This window comes from [Clostridium] symbiosum (assembly GCA_036419695.1).
Classification (GTDB): domain Bacteria; phylum Bacillota; class Clostridia; order Lachnospirales; family Lachnospiraceae; genus Otoolea; species Otoolea symbiosa_A.
The window spans coordinates 1,506,462-1,525,785 of record CP143946.1; the positions used below are offsets into that span (position 1 = coordinate 1,506,462).

Genomic DNA, 19,324 nt, shown 5'->3' on the forward strand with positions numbered 1-19,324 from the left:
TCGAAAGGAAAAGAATGAAAACACTACGAGAATACATTGCGGAGTATGATCCATACCGGATGGATAATCCAAGATATGTTCCAGAGGATCAGGCAACGCTCCAGTACGCCAGGGTGTCTGTGATAGCCGATGACCGGTGGATTGGCGCTTCCCTGCAGCCGCGTCATTTAACCTGGGTGGAAGCAAGGGAAACAGACTTTGTGCAGGGGGTAGAAAATGATTACCGCCATGCAGAAAAGCTGGAGCTGGTCGTTGAGTGCTATGAGCATAAAGGGGAAGGCAGAGAAAAAAGAGCACTAAGGGGAGCGGAATTTTCCCTGTTCTGTATGGGGGCCTTGGATATTCAGACAGTATCCTGTGAGAGAAATGAATGCTTCCAGAAGCCAAGCACGGATTTGGACATGGGTGAGAGCACTTTGTACCAGAGCCAGGCAGGAATTGCAGGAGATATGGAAATGGTTTAAACCGTTGTTTGGAGTGCGGGAATCTGGAGAGAGGACTGCGAAACGGCAGTGCTTGTCATGCGGCGCTGCCGCTCAAGAGGAGGTGATATATGGATGTTTATCTGGGACTTTGTTGCCGACACAGTTCTGGGACAAATCGTAGACTGGGTTTACGGACAGATCATTGGCTTTTTAGGGAACTTTTTCTCCATGATGGGCCAGATGGGGGCGGAGCTTTTTGAACTGGATTGGGTACAGGCTCTTGTCCTGTTTTTTTCCCATCTGGCCTGGGCGCTTTATGCGGTCGGTCTGGTGGTGGCTGTGTTTGAATGCGCGATAGAATACCAGTCGGGCCGAGGAAGTATCCGGGATACGGCGATGAATGCCGTCAAAGGTTTCATGGCGGTGGGATTATTTTCAACGGTTCCGGTCGAATTATATAAATTCAGTGTGTCTCTGCAGGGAAGGGTGAGTGACGGAATCACCGGGCTTGGCGGCGATTTTGGCTCGGTGGCCGGGAACATCATCGACACGCTGGTCAATGCGGGTTCCCTCCAGGATGCGATGGTAAGCGGTGCCTTTGGAGGGATTAACAGTATTACCAATCCATTTTTGATGATTTTTATCTTGATTATGATGGGCTATGCCACGATTAAAGTGTTCTTTGCTAACCTGAAACGCGGAGGAATCCTGCTGATTCAGATTGCGGTGGGAAGCCTCTATATGTTCAGTGTTCCGCGAGGCTATGTGGACGGTTTTACTTCCTGGTGCAAGCAGATCATTGGAACGTGTCTGACAGCTTTTTTGCAGGCGACGATTCTGATTGCAGGGTTGATGGTGCTCAGCACGAATGCCCTGTTGGGAATGGGATTGATGCTTTCAGCGGGGGAAGTGCCGCGGATTGCCGGGCAGTTTGGTCTTGATACCAGCACCAGGGCGAATCTGATGAGCAGTGTGTATGCCGCACAGAGTGCGGTCAACCTGACCCGGACGGTGGTTCAGGCAGTGGCAAAATAGGGGACAGGAGGTGATGTTACCGTTGTATTTTCATACCAATACAGAGATGGCTTTATATTTTGCCAAAGACCTGTTAAGTGATGAGGAAGAGCACTCCATGTCGGAGATTTATGACTATGTGATGGAACGATGCAAGGGGCATATGGTCATGGGGGATCCGATGCGTGCAACCGTTATCTCGTCTGCGGTCTGGCGTCTGGCTCACATGGACGGGAGCGGCTACTGCCGGACCCGCCGTGGAATTTACCAAAAAGGAGCGCCGGAGGCATGTAAGAAGGAACGGCCTACCCCATATGAAAAAGCAGCCAGGATTGTAGCGCGGGCGGAACGGGAGATTGCAGGCAGTTTCTATGTGGGCCTGGACCGGGAGATGGGAGAGGAGACCTCCATGCAGATGCAGAAGGTAGGCCGGGAGGTGCTGGAAAAACTGGCACAGATTAAAGGGAGCCTGATTGTTTCCCAACAGGAGTTTAAACGTGAGAAAAACTGCGAAACAGAGAAAATGTCTGGGATGTCCATGGAAATGTAGGAGGTGGAAGTATGTATATTTATCCGGAGCACTTGAAAGCGAAGGCGACCATGTGGCTTTGGCAGCTTAAAGATCTGACCCTTGTGGGGATTGGTGTGTTATTTTCTGTCTTCGCGGCGGCCCAGACCGGGAGCTTGGCTGCGTTTATTCTGACAGCCGTGTATGCATTTTTGACAATCCGCTATGAGGACACCAGCATCCTGGATTTTATCAGCTATGCCTGTGCCTATTTTTTTAGGCAGCAATTCTTTGAGTGGAGGAAATCAAGATGAGCAGAGAGAGAAAAATGCAGCCAGACTGTAGAAAGGAAGCCAGGAAAAAACAGTCCACACGGCAGCTGATCAACACAAAGGCAATCACGGAGTACAGCCTGGAGACGTATCAGGGGGAGCAGCTGGTGTATTTTATGATTCGCCCTACCAATCTGTCAGTTCTATCGGACGCCAGTGTGGGAGCCAGAATCTATGCGCTGATGAATGTGCTGAAAGGGGTGGCAGAGATTGAAATCCTCTGTTTAAACAGCCGAGAAAATTTTGAGGAGAACAAAAGTTTTCTGCGGAAACGGGCGGAAGAAGAGCGCAACCCGGTAATCCGGAGACTGCTGGAACAGGACCAGGTATTTCTGGACCGGATTCAGATTCAGATGGCTACGGCCCGTGAATTTTTAATCCTGATCCGGCTGCGGGAGGAGAAGGGAAAAGAGATGTTCTCCTTCTTAGACCGCATCGAAAAGTCCCTGAAGGAGCAGGGGTTCGAGGTGAAACGGGCGGGAGAGGAGGATATCAAACGGATTCTGGCTGTGTATTATGAACAGAATGTGACCAGTGAAAAGTTTGAGGACTTTGACGGGCAGCGCTGGATCATACCAAATGATTAATTCATGAAAAAGAATGTTGTGTTATGTTAGGAGGAAGCGAATCATGGGATGCTGGGGAATAACCGCATTTGAATCAGATGCAGGGTTGGACGCTGTAGGGTTTATCCGAGAAACGATGTTAAAGGATGGCAGAATGGAGTTGGGGGAAATCATTAAGGCCATACAGAAGGATGCGTGGAATGCGCCGCCGGAGGCTTCTGAGGGCGTACCCCATACCAGTCCGATGGCGCTGGCAGAAATAATCGTGAAATTTCTTGATGGGGATAGTGAGGGGATGGATAACGGCTGGGATGACGTGCCGGAGCGTAAGTTTGGCAATATTACCTCGTTTACCGCATCCAGAGAATCCCTTCAATGGCTTCGGGATTATATTTCAGACTCATTGAAGTATGCGAGGGAGAACGCAGTAAACGGAATTAATTGGGGTGGATGGTTCGAAAAACGGTATTGGATTGGCTGGCAGAACCATATGGAAAAGCTGGTCAACCGTCTTGATGAGCTCCTATCTTCTGGTGAAAACTGTATGGAGTTGGTTCCTTTGCAGTGTACGAATGAAGAAAAGAACCACCCGGTGATGGGGAACCACTCATTGGAGTGATAAAAGAGTCCAATGCTTTACACTTAACGGACGAGTGCGACTTGAAAAAAATCAGTTACCCGGTGGGCAAAGTGTGGTATACTCTGAATAATAGATGCAGGAAGGAATGGTAGTCATGGATTTTGAACGATTGTTGAAGAAGAAAGAGCTTTACCAGCAGGGAAAAGAATACATTCCACAGATAACCGTTGCCAGCTATGAGCAGGCATTCGAGATAGAGTATACCCACAACTCCACCGCCATTGAGGGTAATACACTGACCTTAATTGAGACTAAGCTGGTGCTGGAGGATGGAATCTCCGTCGGCGGGAAGCAGCTGCGGGAGATTTATGAGCAGGTGAATCACCAGAAGGCATTCCGATACGTGAAGGACTGTATCACGAACGGCCTGGCTCTGGATGAGAAGATTGTGAAGGAGCTTCACGCCCTGCTGATAAGTAATATCATAATTGGCGGAGTTTACCGGAATGTGGATGTTTATATTTCCGGTGCTAAACACACGCCTCCTTCTCCCAATGAAATGTACCGGCAGGTGAAGAATTTTTATGCCGAATTGGGATGGAGGGGGGATGTGTTGAATGCAATTGAACTGGCGGCGTGGACCCATGCGGAGTTTGTAAAAATCCATCCGTACCCGGATGGCAACGGCCGCATCTCCCGGCTGATCATGAATTATCAGCTGATGGCAAAGGGATTTCTGCCGATTTCCATCGCCAAGGAGAACCGCCTGGATTACTTTAATACCCTGGAAGCCTATGCGGTGGAGGGGAATCTGTCCCCATTTGCCGATATGATAGCAGAACTGGAGGAACAGCAGCTGGAACGTTATATCGGTATGATTGAGCAGGGGAAATAGTTGGGGCAGGAACTGTAAATGTAGATAAGAGGAAGAAAACAGGTGTCGGGGAATGATGGATTGCCAGATGGAGATGCTTTTGGAAAAGCCAGGCTTTGTGATTGATTTTTCCCGCAGTATTGTTAAAACGAGCAACAAATTAGAAGTTGTGGAGGCGAATACAGTGAGTAAAGAGTATGTTATCCCAGCCTGTTCTGGAATGAAAATTGATATTAAGCAAGGTCAAAGTATTACAGTTATTGATATTGAAGGCGGTCAAGTGGTGGATTTTTTTGCCGAAGTGACCGGAAATGTAAAAGAGTTTCTCTCAACCGGAGTGACGATTGACTGTAACGAGTCTCTAAAACTAAATGTTGGCAGTATTATTTATACCAATTTATATCATCCCATGATGAAGGTACTTTCTGACGATGTGGGAGAACACGATTTGCTTCATCCATGCTGTCGACCGGAAATGTATGATTTCTTTTATCATAACGGCGAAGGACACCCGAACTGCTTTGATAATATCAATAAGGCGCTTGAAGAACAACGCGCCATTATTACACCTGTCAACTTATTCATGCACACGAAAATTAACGCTGATGGCAGTATTTTAGTGGAAGAACCGCTCTCCAAAGCAGGAGATAAAATTACATTGAAAGCTCTAATGGATCTTACATTGGGAGTTGCCGCTTGTAGTGTTTCCGAAAGTAAATGTAATAGTGGAAAATGTTCCCCAATTAAAATTGTTGTTGATTAGAGCAAATTGGAATTTATTTACATAATGTCATAAACTACTTGAAGTTTATTTTAGCATTGACTTAAATAAAAAACAGTCATATAATTAAGCCATTACTAAAACAAAAGCAGGTGGCATTATGGATACTGAAAGCATTATGAGAGTTTTAGGTGAACCGATGCGATACCGCATCTGGGCTTGCCTGCTAGAACGCAAACATTGCGTGCGCTCCCTCTCAAAAAAACTGGGTGTTAGCGAATCTGCAATTTCTCAGCACATGAAAGTCATGCGAGAAGTAGGATTAGTCTATGGAGAAAAGTACGGTTATCACACACATTATCTGCCGAACCAGGAAGCTGTTGATCAACTCCTTGAATCAGTCCAAAAGATGTGTGAGCAATCGCATAGATTAGATCGGGATATAACGGTCTGTCAATGTGAGTTTCGGAAGGAGAACGATAAATGAGAATTCTTCCCGAACTGTTTTTGACCTTTGCAAAAATTGGCGCGTTCACTTTTGGCGGCGGGTATGCCATGATTTCTCTTTTAGATCATGAGTGTATAGAAAAAAAGCAATGGATTACCTCCGATGAGCTTATGGATGTGACGGTGGTTGCTGAATCTACACCTGGTCCCATTGCTATAAACTGTGCTACTTATACCGGATATAAGCAAGCAGGGCTTGCTGGAGCTATTGCTGCAACTGTGGGTATGGTACTGCCGTCATTTCTCGTAATTTTACTCATATCGACATTCTTCGAGAGCTTGCTAAGTTATCCACTTGTTGCAAATGCTTTTAGGGGAATTCGGATTGCTGTTGCTGTTTTAATTATGCAGGCGGCAGTAAAAATGATAAAAAAGATGCTTAAAAAGACACCTAGCAAATCGGTGAGTATTGCATTTGTCGCAGCGTTTTTCGTGGTTGCCCTTGTGTTTAATCTGTTAGGCATACATTTCTCAACTATTTATCTGATACTGATTGCGGGAACTGTCAGCTTTTGTCTATTTACGCTGCCCAATCGGAAAGGGGGCCAGAAATGATTTATCTGTCTCTTTTTTGGGAGTTTTTTAAGATAGGGCTGTTCGCTTTTGGTGGTGCCTACGGAGCAATCCCCCTTATTAAGGAGAGTGTCATAACGCAAGGCTGGCTGAATGAAACAATGTTTGGCAACATGGTGGCACTCAGCGAATCAACGCCTGGGCCAATCATGGTAAATGCCGCAACATATATCGGGGCTTCTCAAGCGGGCGTTTGTGGCGCGATGGCCGCCACATTAGGTGTGATACTGCCGTCCTTTGTCATCATTCTATTTGTCACCATGTTCCTGCGGAAATGGCTCAAACATAAAAACGTACAGGTAGTATTAAGAGGAATTAAGCCCTGTTTAATGGGTATTATCCTTGCAACTGGTGTTTATATGGCTTTTACCGCTGTGTTTGGCGGAGAGGATAGTATTATCCCCGATTGGTCGGCGCTTGTCATCTTGATTGCTCTCACCGCGTTGTCGTTCGTCTACCCTTTGCTAAAAAAGAAAGAGTTCTCACCGATATTGTTGATTGTCATAGCCGCTGCATTTGGCATTGTCATGTTTTGATTACGCTATCAGAAAGTGAAAACTCAACTACAAATTCCAGTTTGTCGAGTTGAAAAGATTGGAAATTGAAAGGAGATTTGTAATGCCATATATAACAGTCGAAAGTGGTGTTTTATCAGATGAACAAAAAGAAAAATTAATTAGCCGTTTAACAGAAGTATCATCTGAAATAATGAATGTGCCACAAGAATTTTTCTCAATTACGATTAAAGAATTATCAGATAAAAATTTTGGTATTGGTGGAAAAACAATAGACAAAGTAAAGTCTGAGTACATGAAAAAACAAAAATAGTCCTCAATTTACCGAACTGAATAACTCAGTCTGTATATAGGATAAAATGGAATTGGTGGAGGAAAATTGATGAAATTAAGCCAATCATTTAGTGGCGCATTAAGACAGTTTTCTTATTGGATTGCCAATGGAACCGTAGGTTATCCATTGCTAAAGGGAATCGATTATATTAGTGTTTTTCGTGAAGAACCGTCTCTTTTGGAAACAGCATATGCTATTTTTGCTAATAATATTGAAATGGATCAGGACGGAACTGTTTTAAATGCGAAATATGCTGAACAGCGTGCGGCGCAATATATCAGGGAGTATTGCGACCCTGCCTATAAAGCAGAACCAAGCTTTGATGGAACCGGTGAATGCGAACTTTATTAACATGATTCCCTAAATACGATTTTCACAGCTTCCAATGAAACAAATAGAGAGAACACCTGGCGTCGGAAATAAACTTCCGGCGCTTTTTGTATGCCCAAGTTTAGCAGGAGGAGAAACTTTGAGAACAAAAAGACAGGAGACAATGGAAACACATGGGGAGCCTCGTGTTCAGGAATTCCTGGACATGATTGCCCCATCGGTGATTCAATTCTATACGGATCACTTTATCTGCGGAAATACATTCCGCTGTGTCTGGGCGCTTCGGGAATACCCGACCTCTACGGAGGAGCAGGCAATTTTGCAGCACCTTGGCGAGAAGGATGGCGTCACATTAAAGATCTACACCCGCCATGTGAATGCGGCGGAGGAACGGAAGATTATCAGCAATGCGACCAGTAAGAACCGGATGAACCAGTCCAATCCCAATGATCTGCAGCAGACCGTGCTGGCGGAAAGCAACCTGCAGGATGTGGCGGCCATCGTGGCCCGGACCCACCGGAACCGGGAGCCGCTTCTTCATACAGCGGTCTATCTGGAGCTTACGGCCCCGGAGTATGACCGGCTGAAGCTGTTGCAGACGGAGGTGCTGACCGAGTTAATCCGGGCGAAGTTAAATGTGGACCGGCTCCTGCTGCGCCAGCAGCAGGGATTTCAGTCTGTTATGCCCAGCGGCCGCAACGTGTTTAAAGACCAGTTTGAACGGGTACTGCCCGCCAGCAGTGTAGCAAACCTGTATCCGTTTAACTACAGCGGCAAAACGGATCCTCATGGCTTCTATATCGGCCGCGATAAGTTTGGCAGCAACGTGCTGGTGGATTTCAACCAGAGAGCGGATGACAAGACCAATGGCTCCATCCTGGTTCTGGGCAACAGCGGACAGGGAAAATCCTACCTGTTAAAGCTGATTCTCTGCAACCTGCGGGAGGCAGGAATGAACGTGATCTGCCTGGATCCGGAAATGGAGTACGAAGATCTGACGAACAATACGGGCGGCTGTTTCATCGATTTGATGGGCGGCCGTTTTTTAATTAACCCCTTAGAACCCAAGATGTGGAATGAGGGGGAGGAACAGGGAGACTTAGATGCGCCGGAGGCGTTCCGGATCCGCAGCCGGTTGAGCCAGCACATCAGCTTTTTAAAGGATTTCTTTGGAACCTATAAGGACTTTTCGGACCGGGAAAAGGATGTGCTGGAGATCATGCTCCAGCGGATGTACGGAAGCTTTGGAATCACCGATGATGCCAACTTTCATGAACTGGGGGCAAAGGATTATCCGGTAATGTCAGAGCTGTATGACTTTATTGAGGCGGAATACAAAAGCTATGACAGCAAAAAACGTCAGCTTTACACGGAGGAGCAGTTGCAGAATATCCTCCTTGGTCTTCACTCCATGTGCAAGGGGCCGGACGCAAAATTCTTTAGCGGACATACCAACATCACAGACTCCAGCTTCATTACCTTCGGGGTAAAGGGTGTGCTTCAGGCCAGCCGGAACCTGCGGGATGCCCTGCTGTTCAACACACTTTCTTTTATGAGCAACCGGCTGTTGACGGTAGGAAATACGGCGGCGGGGTTGGATGAATTTTACCTGTTTCTTTCCAATCTGACCGCAGTGGAATATACAAGAAACTTCATGAAACGTGTGCGTAAGAAAAATTCCTCTGTAATTCTGGCCAGTCAGAACCTGGAGGATTTTAATATTGAGGGGATCCGGGAGTACACGAAGCCGCTGTTTTCCATCCCGACCCATCAATTCCTGTTCAACGCCGGCGCGGTGGATGAAAAATTTTATACCGAAACGCTCCAGCTGGAAGCCAGTGAATTTCAGCTGATCCGTTATCCGCAGAGAGGAGTATGCCTCTATAAGTGCGGCAATGAGCGGTACAACCTGATGGTTACGGCACCGGAGTATAAAGCAAGATTGTTCGGCAAGGCAGGCGGGCGATGAGAATAGAGACGGAAGGTATCTGATGTAAGGGGAGGTGATTGTTTTGGATATGAAGGAGCAGCAGTTTGGAATTGAGATTGAACTGACCGGTGTGACCAGAAAACATGCAGCAGAAGTGGCAGCTGCCTATTTTGGCACCACCTCCTACTATGAGGGAACCTATTATAATACCTATGTGGCTTTGGACGGTCAGGGGCGGCAGTGGAAATTCATGAGTGATGCGAGCATTGCTCCGGAGCGGAAAGATGGAAAGCACAAAGTCGGAGCCAGTGATGAGTATAAAACAGAGATGGTCAGTCCCATCTGCCACTATGAAGATATCGAGACGATACAGGAGCTGGTGCGGAAGCTGCGGGAGGTCGGAGCAATTGCAAATAAAAGCTGCGGGATCCATGTGCATATCGACGCGTCCCCCTTTGACGCAAGGACGCTTCGCAACATTACCAATATCATGGCTGCCAAGGAGGATCTGATTTATAAAGCACTTCAGGTATCGGTGGCCAGGCAGAACCGCTGGTGTAAGCCGGTGGAAGAGCGTTTTCTAAATGAACTGAATGAGAAGAAGCCCAGGACTTTGGCGGAGGTAAGCCGTATCTGGTATAACGGTTCCAGCCGCCAGCGGGAGCATTATCATGACAGCCGCTACCATTGTCTGAATCTTCACAGTGTGTTCCAGAAGGGGACGGTGGAGTTCCGCCTGTTTAATGGGACCACCCATGCGGGAAAAATCAAAGCCTATATCCAACTGTGCCTGGCCATCGGAGCTCAGGCACTGAACCAGACCTGCGCCAGCCGGAGAAAGACCCAGACCACAAACGAGAAGTATACCTTCCGAACCTGGCTTCTGCGGCTGGGATTAAACGGTGATGAGTTTAAGACGGCGCGTACCCACCTGCTTAAAAATCTGGACGGTTGTATCGCGTGGCGGGACCCAGCTCAGGCGGAAGCTCAGAAGGAGCGGCTTCGTCTGAAACGGGAGAAGGCGCAGATGGAGGCAGGAAGCCGGGAAGCAGAGAATCAGGATGCAGAAAATCGGGAAGCAGGGAACCAGGAACCGGGGGCGGAGCATCGGGAAACAGAAGAGACTTATATAGAGGCCGAGGCACAGTCCCCGGCTTTTTCAATGACGGCAAGCATGTAAGGAGAATGAGATATGGCAAGAAGAACAACGCAGAAGAAAGAACAGAAAACTGGAAATGGGAGGCTGTATATGGCCTATGGCAGCAATTTAAATCTCCCCCAGATGGAGAAACGCTGCCCCACTGCGACGGTGGCAGGAACGAGTGAAATCAAGGGCTATGAGCTTTTGTTCCGCGGTGTGGCAACGGTGGAGCCAAAGGAAGGCGGGAGTGTTCCTGTTCTTTTGTGGAATATAGAGCCATGGGATGAGTTGGCTCTGGATCGGTATGAGGGCTGGCCGCACCTGTATCGCAAGGAGATGATGGACGTAGAACTGGAGGGAGAGACTGTCTCCGCCATGGTGTATGTGATGAATGATGGACGGTCACTGGCAATGCCGTCTGACTTTTATTATGAAGTCATTGAAGATGGATACAAAACAGCTGGATTTGATATAGGAGTGTTAGAGCAGGCACTGGATCGGACCGAGGAACTTATCTCCCAGGAAGAGGCCCAGTGGCAGCAACGGCACATGGGGGATCTGGGAGGCTTTCGCCTGTAAAACAGAAAAAAGCTGCGCCTATCGCACAGCCTGTTCGTGTTTTTCTGCAATCGTGATTGTTTTCAGATAAGCTCCCAGGAGCTCCTGAAGTTCGGGAATATACTTCTCATCCAGACCGGAAAGCATGTCTGTGATGGGACTTAAATCGGTGGCCTGTTCCCTGCCAAACAGAATATAATCAGCGGATAGCCCCAGCACTCTGGCGATTCTGCCAAGCAGGGCAACGGAGAAGCCTCGTTCACCGCGTTCAATATCGGATAGAAAAGAGTTGGAAATTTCGGATAGTTCGGCCAGTTTTTCTCGGCTGTAGCCTAACGTCTCGCGCTGGCTGCGAATGCGTGAACCGATCTCCTTCGCATTGTGTTCTGTCATGTGTTCACCCCGTTTCATACGCTATATCAACAGTCTATCCTACTTTATTGCGCATATACAGCGTTCTAATCGGTTGAATAATAACCGATATAGTGTATAATAAAGAGCAGATATTGTGTTCCATGAAAAGGGGCAGGCCATTCCTTCCATCACCAATAACGAGAAGCAGAAACTTTGTGCGCGCAGTAAGACAATAAACAAGAGAGGGAGGAGGAGAAATATGGCAGTTCCAGCAGCGATTCTTGTGGCAAAGGCAGCCGCGCTTGCTGTGACAGATAAGCGGGCGCGGACGGTTGTGGCTACCATTGTAGCATCGATTCTGCTGCCGTTTATTCTGGTGACGGTCATGCTGTTAAGCATCATGGATGGTGCCAGTTCCCATAATGTTTCGGCAATTGACCTGGCCTTTCATGGAGGAAACCTTCCAAGCCAGATGCCGGAGGAATACAGACAGTACATCGAAGACATCCAGAAGAGCTTTGATTCCCTGGAAGATTTGTTGGCAGGGATTCAGCATGTGGAGGACGGGGAGTTAAATAAGGAGCAGATTAAGGCAGTTTTTTATGCTCTGTATTTCGGCGCGGCCCAGCCTTCCAGCCAGATGAAAGAAGAATTTGTAGACTGCTTTATCGAATATGAGGAGCGGGAAGATGAGGACGGTAACACTTACACGGCTGCGATTCCCATTCAAAATTTAGAGACGGTCTATGCAAATATAGAAAATCGTCTGGGAGTGACGGTCGGGCCAGAACAGCGGGCCAATGCCCAGAGAATCCATACCATAGCCCTTTATGGTCCGGCGGTTCCGGGAGGGATGTTGGCAGGTGCAGCCATGGGAGATGGCAGCTATCAGGCTCTTTTGACAGAGGCCACCAAGTACATTGGATTTCCTTACCGTTGGGGAGGTTCATCCCCGCAGACCTCCTTTGACTGCAGTGGCTACATCTGCTGGATTTACACACAATCCGGTGTTTACCATATGCCGCGGACCACTGCCCAGGGAATCTTTAACCAATGCGCAGTAGTACCCAGGGAGGAGGCCAAGCCGGGAGACTTAGTGTTCTTTACAAAGACCTACGCCTCCTCGACGCCAGTGAGCCATGTAGGAGTGTATGTGGGCGGAAACCAGATGCTGCACTGCGGAGATCCGATTGGATATGCCAACATTGATTCCGCGTACTGGCGCAGTCATTTCTATGCCTTTGGACGTCTGCGCCAGTAGAAATCTTTGGTGGTATTGGGTATCGACTTGTGGGCGGAGATAGGATATGTTGGCTGTTGCAAGGAGGTGAGATACAGATGAACGAGATGGAAGAGCAGGCTGAGAAACTGATGTTTCAGCGGATTCAGGAGGTCAGGGAAGCGTATGGCTTAAAGCAATCTAAGACCTATGATTTGGAGATGAAGGAGAACGTGGCCCGGATGGATAGGGTGCTTCACTCCCTGTCTGATCAAGATCGGGAATGGCTGGACAATCTGCTGCTGGATCAGTTCTGTGCAGCGGAACAGGAATGCCAGGAGCTTTATATGGCCGGTTTCCGGGACGCCATGAGGTTAATGATGGCGGTAGGACTTTAGAAACAGGAAACAAAACAAGGAGCAGGAGCGCGTAAAACAGGGCGGCCTGCTCTGCGTTGTGGATAGATGAAGCGCGGACACAGGCGTGTGAGAAAGAAAGGTATGGGATGAGGAGGTACCGTGATTAGAGCGATTTTTGAAAGAAAACCGGAGCGGTTTTGCCCACGCGAAACTAAAATCGGGCGAACCATATGTCTTTCTGCGAAAGATTTTGAGGCGTTCCTGGATAAGCCATGTGCAGAGTATGCTTTTTTAGAACAGCACTCAGCCATGATGAAACAGGCAGGAGATGAGCGGTATGATACATTGCTGGTGAAGGGAGAAGGATTCAGGGACGGTGTTCTGGTTAAAACGGAGGGAGCCTCCTATGCCAGGTATGCTGTTTACGTGCCGGAGGCTTTTGCCCTTCCCTATGAATCCTTGGCAAGAGCGAATCAGGTTCTGGCAGATGCTGTAGACTGGATTGTAGAAAATGGGACCACCATGACCAGCACAGGAAACTGGGTTACAGATTTTCCAGAGCTGGAAGAGCGGCTGGGAATGAAGCTGTCGGAGGTCGGATATCTGAGAGAACTGTTGCTTAGGATGCTGGAGGAGCGGCCGGAGGTTGCCGACGTGGAATGCCTGAGAGACGGATTTGACATCTGCTACTATCTGGATTACTGTCCCAATTTCATTCCGGAGGAAGAAACTTGTGGGGCAGCAGAACAGGGGACGGAGCAGGAAGATAAACAGGGGAACCAGCGGCTGAAGGACTTATTGTGTACCCGTTGGGAGAATGTCCATCTGGTTCATGCGGAGATTGATGATGTGCCGCATACCATTGTGGAGCTGGATGGGAATACCCTGACGGAGGCGGGAAGGGATGCCTGGAGTGATGTGCTGAACGCCAAGGTGCAGCGTGTATACCAGAGGTACTATGGTCTTCAGATGGAGCTGTCCGGAATAAAGGCCAGCCGGCTGAATGCATTTTCCGCCATGCTGGGAGGTTATTGCAGTGTGGAGGACTACGAGGCATGGGTCAATGATCTGGATGAAGAGATGGCAAGTCAGAAGTTTATTGATACATGAAAGGGGACGTTTAAATGAAAAATACAACGGTGACACTGACATTTAATACAGAGCGTCTGGATGCTCTGACCTATCATATGGGGAAAAAGGACGCAGACCTGAATGAAGAGTTGAGCGATTATCTGCAGAAGATGTACGAAAAATATGTGCCGCAGGCCACCCGGGAATACTTGGATGATAAGATTGCCAGAGAGGAAGCGACTAAGCCTGCCAGACCGAGGCGGCAGACGGAGCCAGCGCGGGAGAGCGGTTCGGGCAGCCGGAATGAAGGGAGTACAGGCAGCCTATGAGATATCAGGACAGGCACGGAGAGGAGATCCGGGAAGGAATGTTCCTGAGATTCGGGGATGGAAGCATAGAAATGGTGCATGCAACGGAGCAGGACGGCCAGGCAGACCTCGGGGTTCAGGCCACCAATGCAGCTTATATGCACAGGCATGATTTGGGAGAATTCGGGCGTGAATTCTATCCTTTGTCCGAGTTTGACTTACGGGAGGTGGAGATCTATGAACCAGAACTGGCAATGCAGACCTTTGGCATGATGGAGTAGGAATTTGTATCGGCCGTGTGAGCGCTTGTCCGGCCCTTTGTGCCGGTTGGAGAACCGGTGTGGGACTGGGATAGCCTAAAGGGGATTGACCGGCCCTTTGGGCCTTCGGTGAAGAAGGCAGAACGGCCCCGGTTGGGAAAAGAGAAGCAGGGTCGAAAGAGGTGCAGGTTAAAGGGTTTATGCTGCTTTCGCAGCCTAAACCCGGGAAACACCGGCCGGCAAAGCCGTCCGGGACTTAGGGTTTGAATACTCAGGTAAATCGTGATGAAATATTTGCTGCCGGTTTAGAAATCATAGGCCAAATCAGCAGTAAAACAACGCATTTTTATGAATACTGAAAATGGAAAGCGGAGGGATGGAATTGGCAAAGGAAACAGAAAAAGTGCGGGTTGGCTTTTATGTTGAGAAGGAAGTGGTAGACCGGGCCGATGAACTGCTGGAGTTTGCCGGTGTCCGTTCACGGAATGAGTTTGTCACTGAGGCAATGAAGTTTTATATTGGATTTCTAAATTCCAGAAAAGCTGAGAATTACCTGTTGCAGTCTTTGTCTTCGGTTCTTACAGGCACTGTCCATGACAGCGAAAACCGTCTTGCCCGAATGGATTTTAAATTGGCGGTGGAGATTTCAAAACTGGCTCATGTACTTGCTTACTCCCATGATGTGGATGAAGATGCGCTACGGAAGCTACACATAAAATGTGTGGAAGAAGTAAAGCGGATCAACGGTGCGGTTCAGTTTGAGGACGCATATAAATACCAAAAGCGAGAAGTATAAAAGATAGTAAGTCTGGCAAGACCTTGCTAACTATTTTCATGTATCGCATGTAAACGGCTAAAGGATAAAATTTTTATTGATTTTTGTATGGATTTTTTCATATGAAACAGTTATGTTGTGTCAAAAAGGAGTGTGATAGATATGGAACCAAATGAAATTTTGGAACAGGCAATCAGAGAACTGACAGAAACAGCGTTGCAAAACAGAAGGGAAGCAGCGGATACAGCAGAGAAAGAACTTTTGTCGGAGGAAGTGGACTTGAGTATAAAAGTCCAATCCATCCTACAGGAGCTGCCAAATGAAAAGCGCGATACAATCAACCAGTATATTGAAACGAAAGAATTGGTTGCGGATCATGACTGCAAATACCTCTACATTCAGGGGGCAAAAGATTGTGTGAAGCTATTGAAAGAACTAGGCGCATTTTAACTGCGTCCCCGGGGGCAATCGTAGTTGTCCCCGGGGCTTTACCATGGGAGAAGAAGTGATGTGCATTTTTAAAACAGGAAATTACTTCATGAGTATTCTTTTGACCGCTGTTTTATTAGCGGGTTGTGTCCAGAATGAAGCACAGACGGTAACAGGACCGCCTACTATAGAAAAGAAGATAGAGACTAATACGGAGAATGAGAGACGGTATGGTTCAAAGACTACAAAAGAAAATTGTACTCTCTGTAGCTGTGCAGGCGGGACCTTGCTGCCGGCTTACTGGGGGGAAGATAATATTGGAGTGATCGATCTCAATAAATTTCAGCTGGCTCATATCGAGATTAATCCTTATGAAGATTGTGGGAACTATAAAAAAGAAGATTATGGCCGTTCCAGCACAAGTATACTGAATACGGGAGAGGGCGGATTGTCAATCTGGGGAACGGCTGATATGGACAGGGGTTACTATACTGGTGAGGTGGCAGTAACGCCTTCTAACGTTTTGGATTTGGAACAGATGTCACAATTTTTGTGTACCGAATGTATTAATTCGATTGTGCCATACAATGATGGAGAGGAATACTTCAATATCGGAATCATCAACTTTAAGACCCAGGAGATACGTTTACTTCAGAAAGAAATATCCATGTTTTTTCTGGGGGACTTTTATATTGGCTGTGATTATCAGGAAAGAGAATGGGATGACAGGCAGGAACAATGGTTTGAACTGCTAGTTTTTTATTGTCCGCAGAGATTTACAAAATAGTATCAGGAGGAAACAGTGCCTAAAATTATCTTCACCAGCCGTTACATGCGCGATGCACCGCAGGAGCAGCTGGGAAACTATGTAAAGTATATCGGGACACGGGAGGGCGTGGAAAAGATAGATGAAAGCAAGCGCCATCTGCCATCTACTGCCGCCCAGAAAAAGTTAATGTTACAAATCCTCCGTGATATGCCCGAGACGAAAGAAATGCTGGAATATGGAGACTATGTGGCCCGGTCAACCATTGGAAATGCATCTGAATTTATATCGTGTGCCCTGGAACAGAACTTAGATTTGTTAGGTAAGAGAAAAAACTATGTGGACTATCTTGCAAACCGGCCGAGGGCAGAACGGGTTGGGGAGCATGGTCTGTTTACAGATGCAGGAAAACCTGTGGTGCTAAAAAAAGTGCAGGAGGAGGTGGGACAGCACAAAGGCGCAGTCTGGACGCATGTTGTAAGCCTGCGCAGGGGGGATGCCGCCAGACTGGGATATGATTCTGGGAAGCAGTGGATGGAGCTGCTCCGTTCCAAGCGGGCCATGTTCAGCAAGTACATGAAAATCGACAGTGAGAATCTCAGATGGTATGCGGCGTATCACAACGAAAGCCACCATCCACATGTACACATCATGGTATATTCAGCAAAAGACAATGATGGCTTTCTCACAGAGCCAGCAATTGAAGCGATGCGCTCAGAACTGGCTCACAGTATTTTCCGCCAGGACTTCGCAAACCTATATGAGGAACAGAACAAGGCACGTGCGGATTTGAAGACTGAAGCTGCAAAGACAATGAAAAAAATGCTGTGTCAGATAAAAATGGGAGTCACGGTAACCCCAGAGATAGAGAAAAAGATGGTGTTACTCTCCAAGCGGCTGAAAAATTCAAAAGGGAAAAAAGTGTACGGTTATCTGAAAGCAGACGTAAAACAACTGGTGGACCGGATCGTAGATGAACTGGGAGAGGAGCCAAGAGTAAAGAACCTTTATGAAATGTGGGGAAATTGGGGAGATCAGATCCGCAGCACATATTCCAGTCAACCGGTTTTGCTGCCGCCGCTGTCCCAGCAAAAACAATTTAAAAGTATCAAAAATATGGTGATTGCCGAAGCACTACAGATCGGTGGTCATCATTTTTTATTTGAGGAAGAATCGGATGAATCAGAAGCGGATGGTGAAGGGGAAGCAGTCCAGGAGCTAGAAACATTTACAGAAGAAATGGATTTGCCGGAGGGAGCGGGGCCAACGGAAATCCGTGCAGAGTGGAGCAATGTTTACCGCCTGGCCAGAACCTACCTGTATGGAACGAAGAAGACAGAGCCGGATTTTGAGGAGGCATTCCGACTGTTCCTGCAAGAAGCTGAATCCGGAAATGCGTTGGCAATGTATGACCTGGCCAGAATGTTTGCAGATGGACTGGGACGTCAGGTGGATATGCAGTCGGCCAATGAATGGTATCAGAAAGCGTTGACCGCATTTCTGTCAGCGGAATTGTTAGCGGAAGAGAGACGCAGGCCCTACCTGCAATACCGGATTGGAAAAATGTATGCGGCCGGTCTTGGAACAGAACAGGATTATAAGAAAGCTGCCACCTGGCTGTCAAAGGCAGTCGCTCAAAATCACAAGTATGCACAATATTCTTTGGCTGGCCTTTACTATCGGGGACAGGGGGTACAACAGGACTACAAACAAGCATTGCTTCTGTACCAGAGGTCAGCCAGTCAATCCAATCCCTATGCCAGTTACGAACTGGCTAAAATGTACCGGGATGGAATTGGAACTGAAAAAGATGATAGCAAAGCCCAGGAACACTTCCGTCAGGCATTCTTTGGATTTACTTCATTGGAAGCAGAAAGCCATGATGATAAGCTTCAGTACCGCCTCGGTCAGATGTTATATACCGGAACAGGGTCCAAGAAAGATGAAGAAGCGGCGGCTACTTATTGGGAAAAGGCTGCAAAGATAGGAAATGTCAATGCCCAGTACGCATTGGGCCGGCATTGGCTGGAACATCAAATCGGGGATCCGGGGCAGGCGGTGAGGTGGATTCAGAAGGCGGCAGAAGGGGAACATGCGGCGGCACTTTATGTGCTGGCGAAATTATATCTGGAAGGAACAAGCGTAGAACAGGATATTGGGAAAGCGGTGGAATTGTTTGTAAAAGCTGCTGCACAGAGTCACGATTTTGCTGCCTACCGGCTGGGAAAGCTGTATCTGGCGGGTGAGCTGATTGAAAAGGATATCTCACTGGCAACGAAGTGGTTATCGGAAGCAGCGGCTGCAAATAATCCCTATGCTCAGTATACACTTGGAAAAATATACCTAGCAGGAGAGGAAACAGACAAAGACATAGCAAAAGCGGTTGAATATTTTAGATATTCATCGGATGGCGGCAATGACTATGCAGCTTATCAGCTTGGAAAAATATATCTGACCGGTGAAGATGTGCTAAAAGATGTGGAGGAGGCGATTAAATGGCTTTCCCAATCAGCAGAAAAGGGAAACCAGTATGCCCAATATGCTCTTGGAAAGTTATATCTTTGTGGCCATGATGTACCAAGAGATAAAGAAAAAGCTATACCGTTGTTGGAAGCATCTGCGGCTCAGGGAAATATTTATGCACAGTTCTTACTGGACCACCTGGATTCATTCCGTGACCCATCCAGCTTTTTGGCAGCAACCCGGCTTATGCACCAGTTAGCAAAAATATTTGAGGAGGAAGAACAAAGAGGCCGTGGAGCAGGTGCGGTTGTTGAACGGAAACTGCGCCGCAGAATCCAGGAAAAGAAGGCAGCACAAGGCCATAAACGGGATGACCATGAACCGAAACAAACCGTATATTAGAAGAAGGTGA

The 19,324-nt window shown here is 47.6% G+C and carries 26 protein-coding genes; 25 read left to right on the top strand and 1 reads right to left on the bottom strand.

Annotated features, from left to right (window positions below):
* Positions 1–14: 14 nt before the first annotated feature.
* The 16 genes from V3C10_07010 (at position 15) to V3C10_07085 (ending at position 10,929) form a co-directional block, all read left to right on the top strand.
* Positions 15–464, top strand: coding sequence for a hypothetical protein (locus tag V3C10_07010; protein ID WVP63552.1), 450 nt, complete (start codon positions 15–17; stop codon positions 462–464).
* A gap of 93 nt (positions 465–557) precedes the next feature.
* On the top strand, positions 558–1,460 hold the full coding sequence (locus V3C10_07015) for a conjugal transfer protein TrbL family protein (protein ID WVP63553.1): 903 nt from the start codon (positions 558–560) through the stop codon (positions 1,458–1,460).
* A gap of 13 nt (positions 1,461–1,473) precedes the next feature.
* A complete protein-coding gene (locus V3C10_07020; protein WVP63554.1) occupies positions 1,474–1,989 on the top strand; it encodes a hypothetical protein in 516 nt (171 codons plus the stop codon).
* An 11-nt stretch (positions 1,990–2,000) separates the two neighbouring features.
* On the top strand, positions 2,001–2,261 hold the full coding sequence (locus tag V3C10_07025) for a hypothetical protein (GenBank protein WVP63555.1): 261 nt from the start codon (positions 2,001–2,003) through the stop codon (positions 2,259–2,261).
* Positions 2,258–2,866 carry a hypothetical protein gene (locus V3C10_07030; GenBank protein WVP63556.1) on the top strand — a complete coding sequence of 203 codons (609 nt, stop codon included), beginning with the start codon at positions 2,258–2,260 and terminating at the stop codon, positions 2,864–2,866. Before V3C10_07025 ends, V3C10_07030 begins: the two co-directional genes overlap by 4 nt.
* A gap of 43 nt (positions 2,867–2,909) precedes the next feature.
* Positions 2,910–3,464 carry a DUF4259 domain-containing protein gene (locus tag V3C10_07035; protein WVP63557.1) on the top strand — a complete coding sequence of 185 codons (555 nt, stop codon included), beginning with the start codon at positions 2,910–2,912 and terminating at the stop codon, positions 3,462–3,464.
* Between the two features lie 115 nt (positions 3,465–3,579).
* Entirely contained in the window at positions 3,580–4,320 is a 741-nt protein-coding gene (locus tag V3C10_07040) for a Fic family protein (protein ID WVP63558.1), read from the top strand.
* A gap of 163 nt (positions 4,321–4,483) precedes the next feature.
* A complete protein-coding gene (locus V3C10_07045) occupies positions 4,484–5,062 on the top strand; it encodes an urea carboxylase-associated family protein (protein WVP64588.1) in 579 nt (192 codons plus the stop codon).
* Between the two features lie 118 nt (positions 5,063–5,180).
* Positions 5,181–5,507: a metalloregulator ArsR/SmtB family transcription factor gene (locus V3C10_07050; protein WVP63559.1), complete on the top strand. Its 327-nt coding sequence runs from the start codon at positions 5,181–5,183 to the stop codon at positions 5,505–5,507.
* The gene (locus V3C10_07055; protein WVP63560.1) at positions 5,504–6,082 is read left to right on the top strand and encodes a chromate transporter; all 579 of its coding nucleotides are present in this window, start codon (positions 5,504–5,506) and stop codon (positions 6,080–6,082) included. Before V3C10_07050 ends, V3C10_07055 begins: the two co-directional genes overlap by 4 nt.
* Positions 6,079–6,636 carry a chromate transporter gene (locus V3C10_07060; protein ID WVP63561.1) on the top strand — a complete coding sequence of 186 codons (558 nt, stop codon included), beginning with the start codon at positions 6,079–6,081 and terminating at the stop codon, positions 6,634–6,636. Before V3C10_07055 ends, V3C10_07060 begins: the two co-directional genes overlap by 4 nt.
* An 82-nt stretch (positions 6,637–6,718) precedes the next feature.
* On the top strand, positions 6,719–6,928 hold the full coding sequence (gene dmpI, locus V3C10_07065; protein WVP63562.1) for a 4-oxalocrotonate tautomerase DmpI: 210 nt from the start codon (positions 6,719–6,721) through the stop codon (positions 6,926–6,928).
* Between the two features lie 69 nt (positions 6,929–6,997).
* Complete coding sequence (locus V3C10_07070; GenBank protein WVP63563.1) at positions 6,998–7,300, top strand: hypothetical protein; 303 nt, start codon at positions 6,998–7,000, stop codon at positions 7,298–7,300.
* Positions 7,301–7,442: 142 nt separating this feature from the next.
* Positions 7,443–9,248 (top strand): DUF87 domain-containing protein, encoded by a 1,806-nt coding sequence (locus V3C10_07075; protein ID WVP64589.1) that lies wholly within the window; start codon positions 7,443–7,445, stop codon positions 9,246–9,248.
* Positions 9,249–9,291: 43 nt separating this feature from the next.
* Positions 9,292–10,389, top strand: a complete 1,098-nt coding sequence (locus V3C10_07080) for an amidoligase family protein (GenBank protein WVP63564.1) — start codon at positions 9,292–9,294, stop codon at positions 10,387–10,389.
* A gap of 12 nt (positions 10,390–10,401) precedes the next feature.
* Entirely contained in the window at positions 10,402–10,929 is a 528-nt protein-coding gene (locus V3C10_07085) for a gamma-glutamylcyclotransferase family protein (protein ID WVP63565.1), read from the top strand.
* Positions 10,930–10,947: 18 nt separating this feature from the next.
* On the opposite strand, the gene V3C10_07090 is transcribed toward V3C10_07085, so the two are convergent.
* Positions 10,948–11,319, bottom strand: coding sequence for a helix-turn-helix transcriptional regulator (locus tag V3C10_07090; GenBank protein WVP63566.1), 372 nt, complete (start codon positions 11,317–11,319; stop codon positions 10,948–10,950).
* A gap of 202 nt (positions 11,320–11,521) precedes the next feature.
* Here V3C10_07090 and V3C10_07095 point away from each other — a divergent pair, with 202 nt between their 5' ends.
* From V3C10_07095 to mobP3, 9 genes are all read left to right on the top strand, one after another.
* Entirely contained in the window at positions 11,522–12,523 is a 1,002-nt protein-coding gene (locus V3C10_07095; protein WVP63567.1) for a C40 family peptidase, read from the top strand.
* A 77-nt stretch (positions 12,524–12,600) separates the two neighbouring features.
* The gene (locus V3C10_07100; GenBank protein WVP63568.1) at positions 12,601–12,879 is read left to right on the top strand and encodes a hypothetical protein; all 279 of its coding nucleotides are present in this window, start codon (positions 12,601–12,603) and stop codon (positions 12,877–12,879) included.
* 120 nt (positions 12,880–12,999) lie between these two features.
* On the top strand, positions 13,000–13,950 hold the full coding sequence (locus V3C10_07105) for a DUF6329 domain-containing protein (GenBank protein WVP63569.1): 951 nt from the start codon (positions 13,000–13,002) through the stop codon (positions 13,948–13,950).
* Positions 13,951–13,964: 14 nt separating this feature from the next.
* On the top strand, positions 13,965–14,240 hold the full coding sequence (locus V3C10_07110; GenBank protein ID WVP63570.1) for a DUF6103 family protein: 276 nt from the start codon (positions 13,965–13,967) through the stop codon (positions 14,238–14,240).
* The gene (locus tag V3C10_07115; GenBank protein WVP63571.1) at positions 14,237–14,500 is read left to right on the top strand and encodes a hypothetical protein; all 264 of its coding nucleotides are present in this window, start codon (positions 14,237–14,239) and stop codon (positions 14,498–14,500) included. Before V3C10_07110 ends, V3C10_07115 begins: the two co-directional genes overlap by 4 nt.
* 355 nt (positions 14,501–14,855) lie before the next feature.
* Positions 14,856–15,275 (top strand): hypothetical protein, encoded by a 420-nt coding sequence (locus V3C10_07120; protein ID WVP63572.1) that lies wholly within the window; start codon positions 14,856–14,858, stop codon positions 15,273–15,275.
* A gap of 141 nt (positions 15,276–15,416) precedes the next feature.
* Positions 15,417–15,704, top strand: a complete 288-nt coding sequence (locus tag V3C10_07125) for a hypothetical protein (GenBank protein WVP63573.1) — start codon at positions 15,417–15,419, stop codon at positions 15,702–15,704.
* Positions 15,705–15,792: 88 nt separating this feature from the next.
* Positions 15,793–16,470 (top strand): hypothetical protein, encoded by a 678-nt coding sequence (locus V3C10_07130; GenBank protein ID WVP63574.1) that lies wholly within the window; start codon positions 15,793–15,795, stop codon positions 16,468–16,470.
* Between the two features lie 15 nt (positions 16,471–16,485).
* Positions 16,486–19,314, top strand: a complete 2,829-nt coding sequence (mobP3, locus tag V3C10_07135) for a MobP3 family relaxase (protein WVP63575.1) — start codon at positions 16,486–16,488, stop codon at positions 19,312–19,314.
* Positions 19,315–19,324: the final 10 nt, after the last annotated feature.

Bases quoted from the DNA above. Each gene is read 5' to 3' on its own strand.
- V3C10_07120 (WVP63572.1), top strand. From the start codon at position 14,856: ATGGAATTGGCAAAGGAAACAGAAAAAGTGCGGGTTGGCTTTTATGTT.
- V3C10_07070 (WVP63563.1), top strand. From the start codon at position 6,998: ATGAAATTAAGCCAATCATTTAGTGGCGCATTAAGACAGTTTTCTTAT.
- V3C10_07030 (WVP63556.1), top strand. From the start codon at position 2,258: ATGAGCAGAGAGAGAAAAATGCAGCCAGACTGTAGAAAGGAAGCCAGG.
- V3C10_07125 (WVP63573.1), top strand. From the start codon at position 15,417: ATGGAACCAAATGAAATTTTGGAACAGGCAATCAGAGAACTGACAGAA.
- V3C10_07095 (WVP63567.1), top strand. From the start codon at position 11,522: ATGGCAGTTCCAGCAGCGATTCTTGTGGCAAAGGCAGCCGCGCTTGCT.
- dmpI (WVP63562.1), top strand. From the start codon at position 6,719: ATGCCATATATAACAGTCGAAAGTGGTGTTTTATCAGATGAACAAAAA.
- V3C10_07015 (WVP63553.1), top strand. From the start codon at position 558: ATGTTTATCTGGGACTTTGTTGCCGACACAGTTCTGGGACAAATCGTA.
- V3C10_07060 (WVP63561.1), top strand. From the start codon at position 6,079: ATGATTTATCTGTCTCTTTTTTGGGAGTTTTTTAAGATAGGGCTGTTC.
- V3C10_07075 (WVP64589.1), top strand. From the start codon at position 7,443: ATGGAAACACATGGGGAGCCTCGTGTTCAGGAATTCCTGGACATGATT.
- V3C10_07010 (WVP63552.1), top strand. From the start codon at position 15: ATGAAAACACTACGAGAATACATTGCGGAGTATGATCCATACCGGATG.
- V3C10_07050 (WVP63559.1), top strand. From the start codon at position 5,181: ATGGATACTGAAAGCATTATGAGAGTTTTAGGTGAACCGATGCGATAC.
- V3C10_07130 (WVP63574.1), top strand. From the start codon at position 15,793: ATGAGTATTCTTTTGACCGCTGTTTTATTAGCGGGTTGTGTCCAGAAT.
- V3C10_07035 (WVP63557.1), top strand. From the start codon at position 2,910: ATGGGATGCTGGGGAATAACCGCATTTGAATCAGATGCAGGGTTGGAC.
- V3C10_07090 (WVP63566.1), bottom strand. From the start codon at position 11,319: ATGAAACGGGGTGAACACATGACAGAACACAATGCGAAGGAGATCGGT.
- V3C10_07110 (WVP63570.1), top strand. From the start codon at position 13,965: ATGAAAAATACAACGGTGACACTGACATTTAATACAGAGCGTCTGGAT.
- V3C10_07055 (WVP63560.1), top strand. From the start codon at position 5,504: ATGAGAATTCTTCCCGAACTGTTTTTGACCTTTGCAAAAATTGGCGCG.
- V3C10_07040 (WVP63558.1), top strand. From the start codon at position 3,580: ATGGATTTTGAACGATTGTTGAAGAAGAAAGAGCTTTACCAGCAGGGA.
- V3C10_07020 (WVP63554.1), top strand. From the start codon at position 1,474: ATGTTACCGTTGTATTTTCATACCAATACAGAGATGGCTTTATATTTT.
- V3C10_07085 (WVP63565.1), top strand. From the start codon at position 10,402: ATGGCAAGAAGAACAACGCAGAAGAAAGAACAGAAAACTGGAAATGGG.
- V3C10_07100 (WVP63568.1), top strand. From the start codon at position 12,601: ATGAACGAGATGGAAGAGCAGGCTGAGAAACTGATGTTTCAGCGGATT.
- V3C10_07025 (WVP63555.1), top strand. From the start codon at position 2,001: ATGTATATTTATCCGGAGCACTTGAAAGCGAAGGCGACCATGTGGCTT.
- V3C10_07115 (WVP63571.1), top strand. From the start codon at position 14,237: ATGAGATATCAGGACAGGCACGGAGAGGAGATCCGGGAAGGAATGTTC.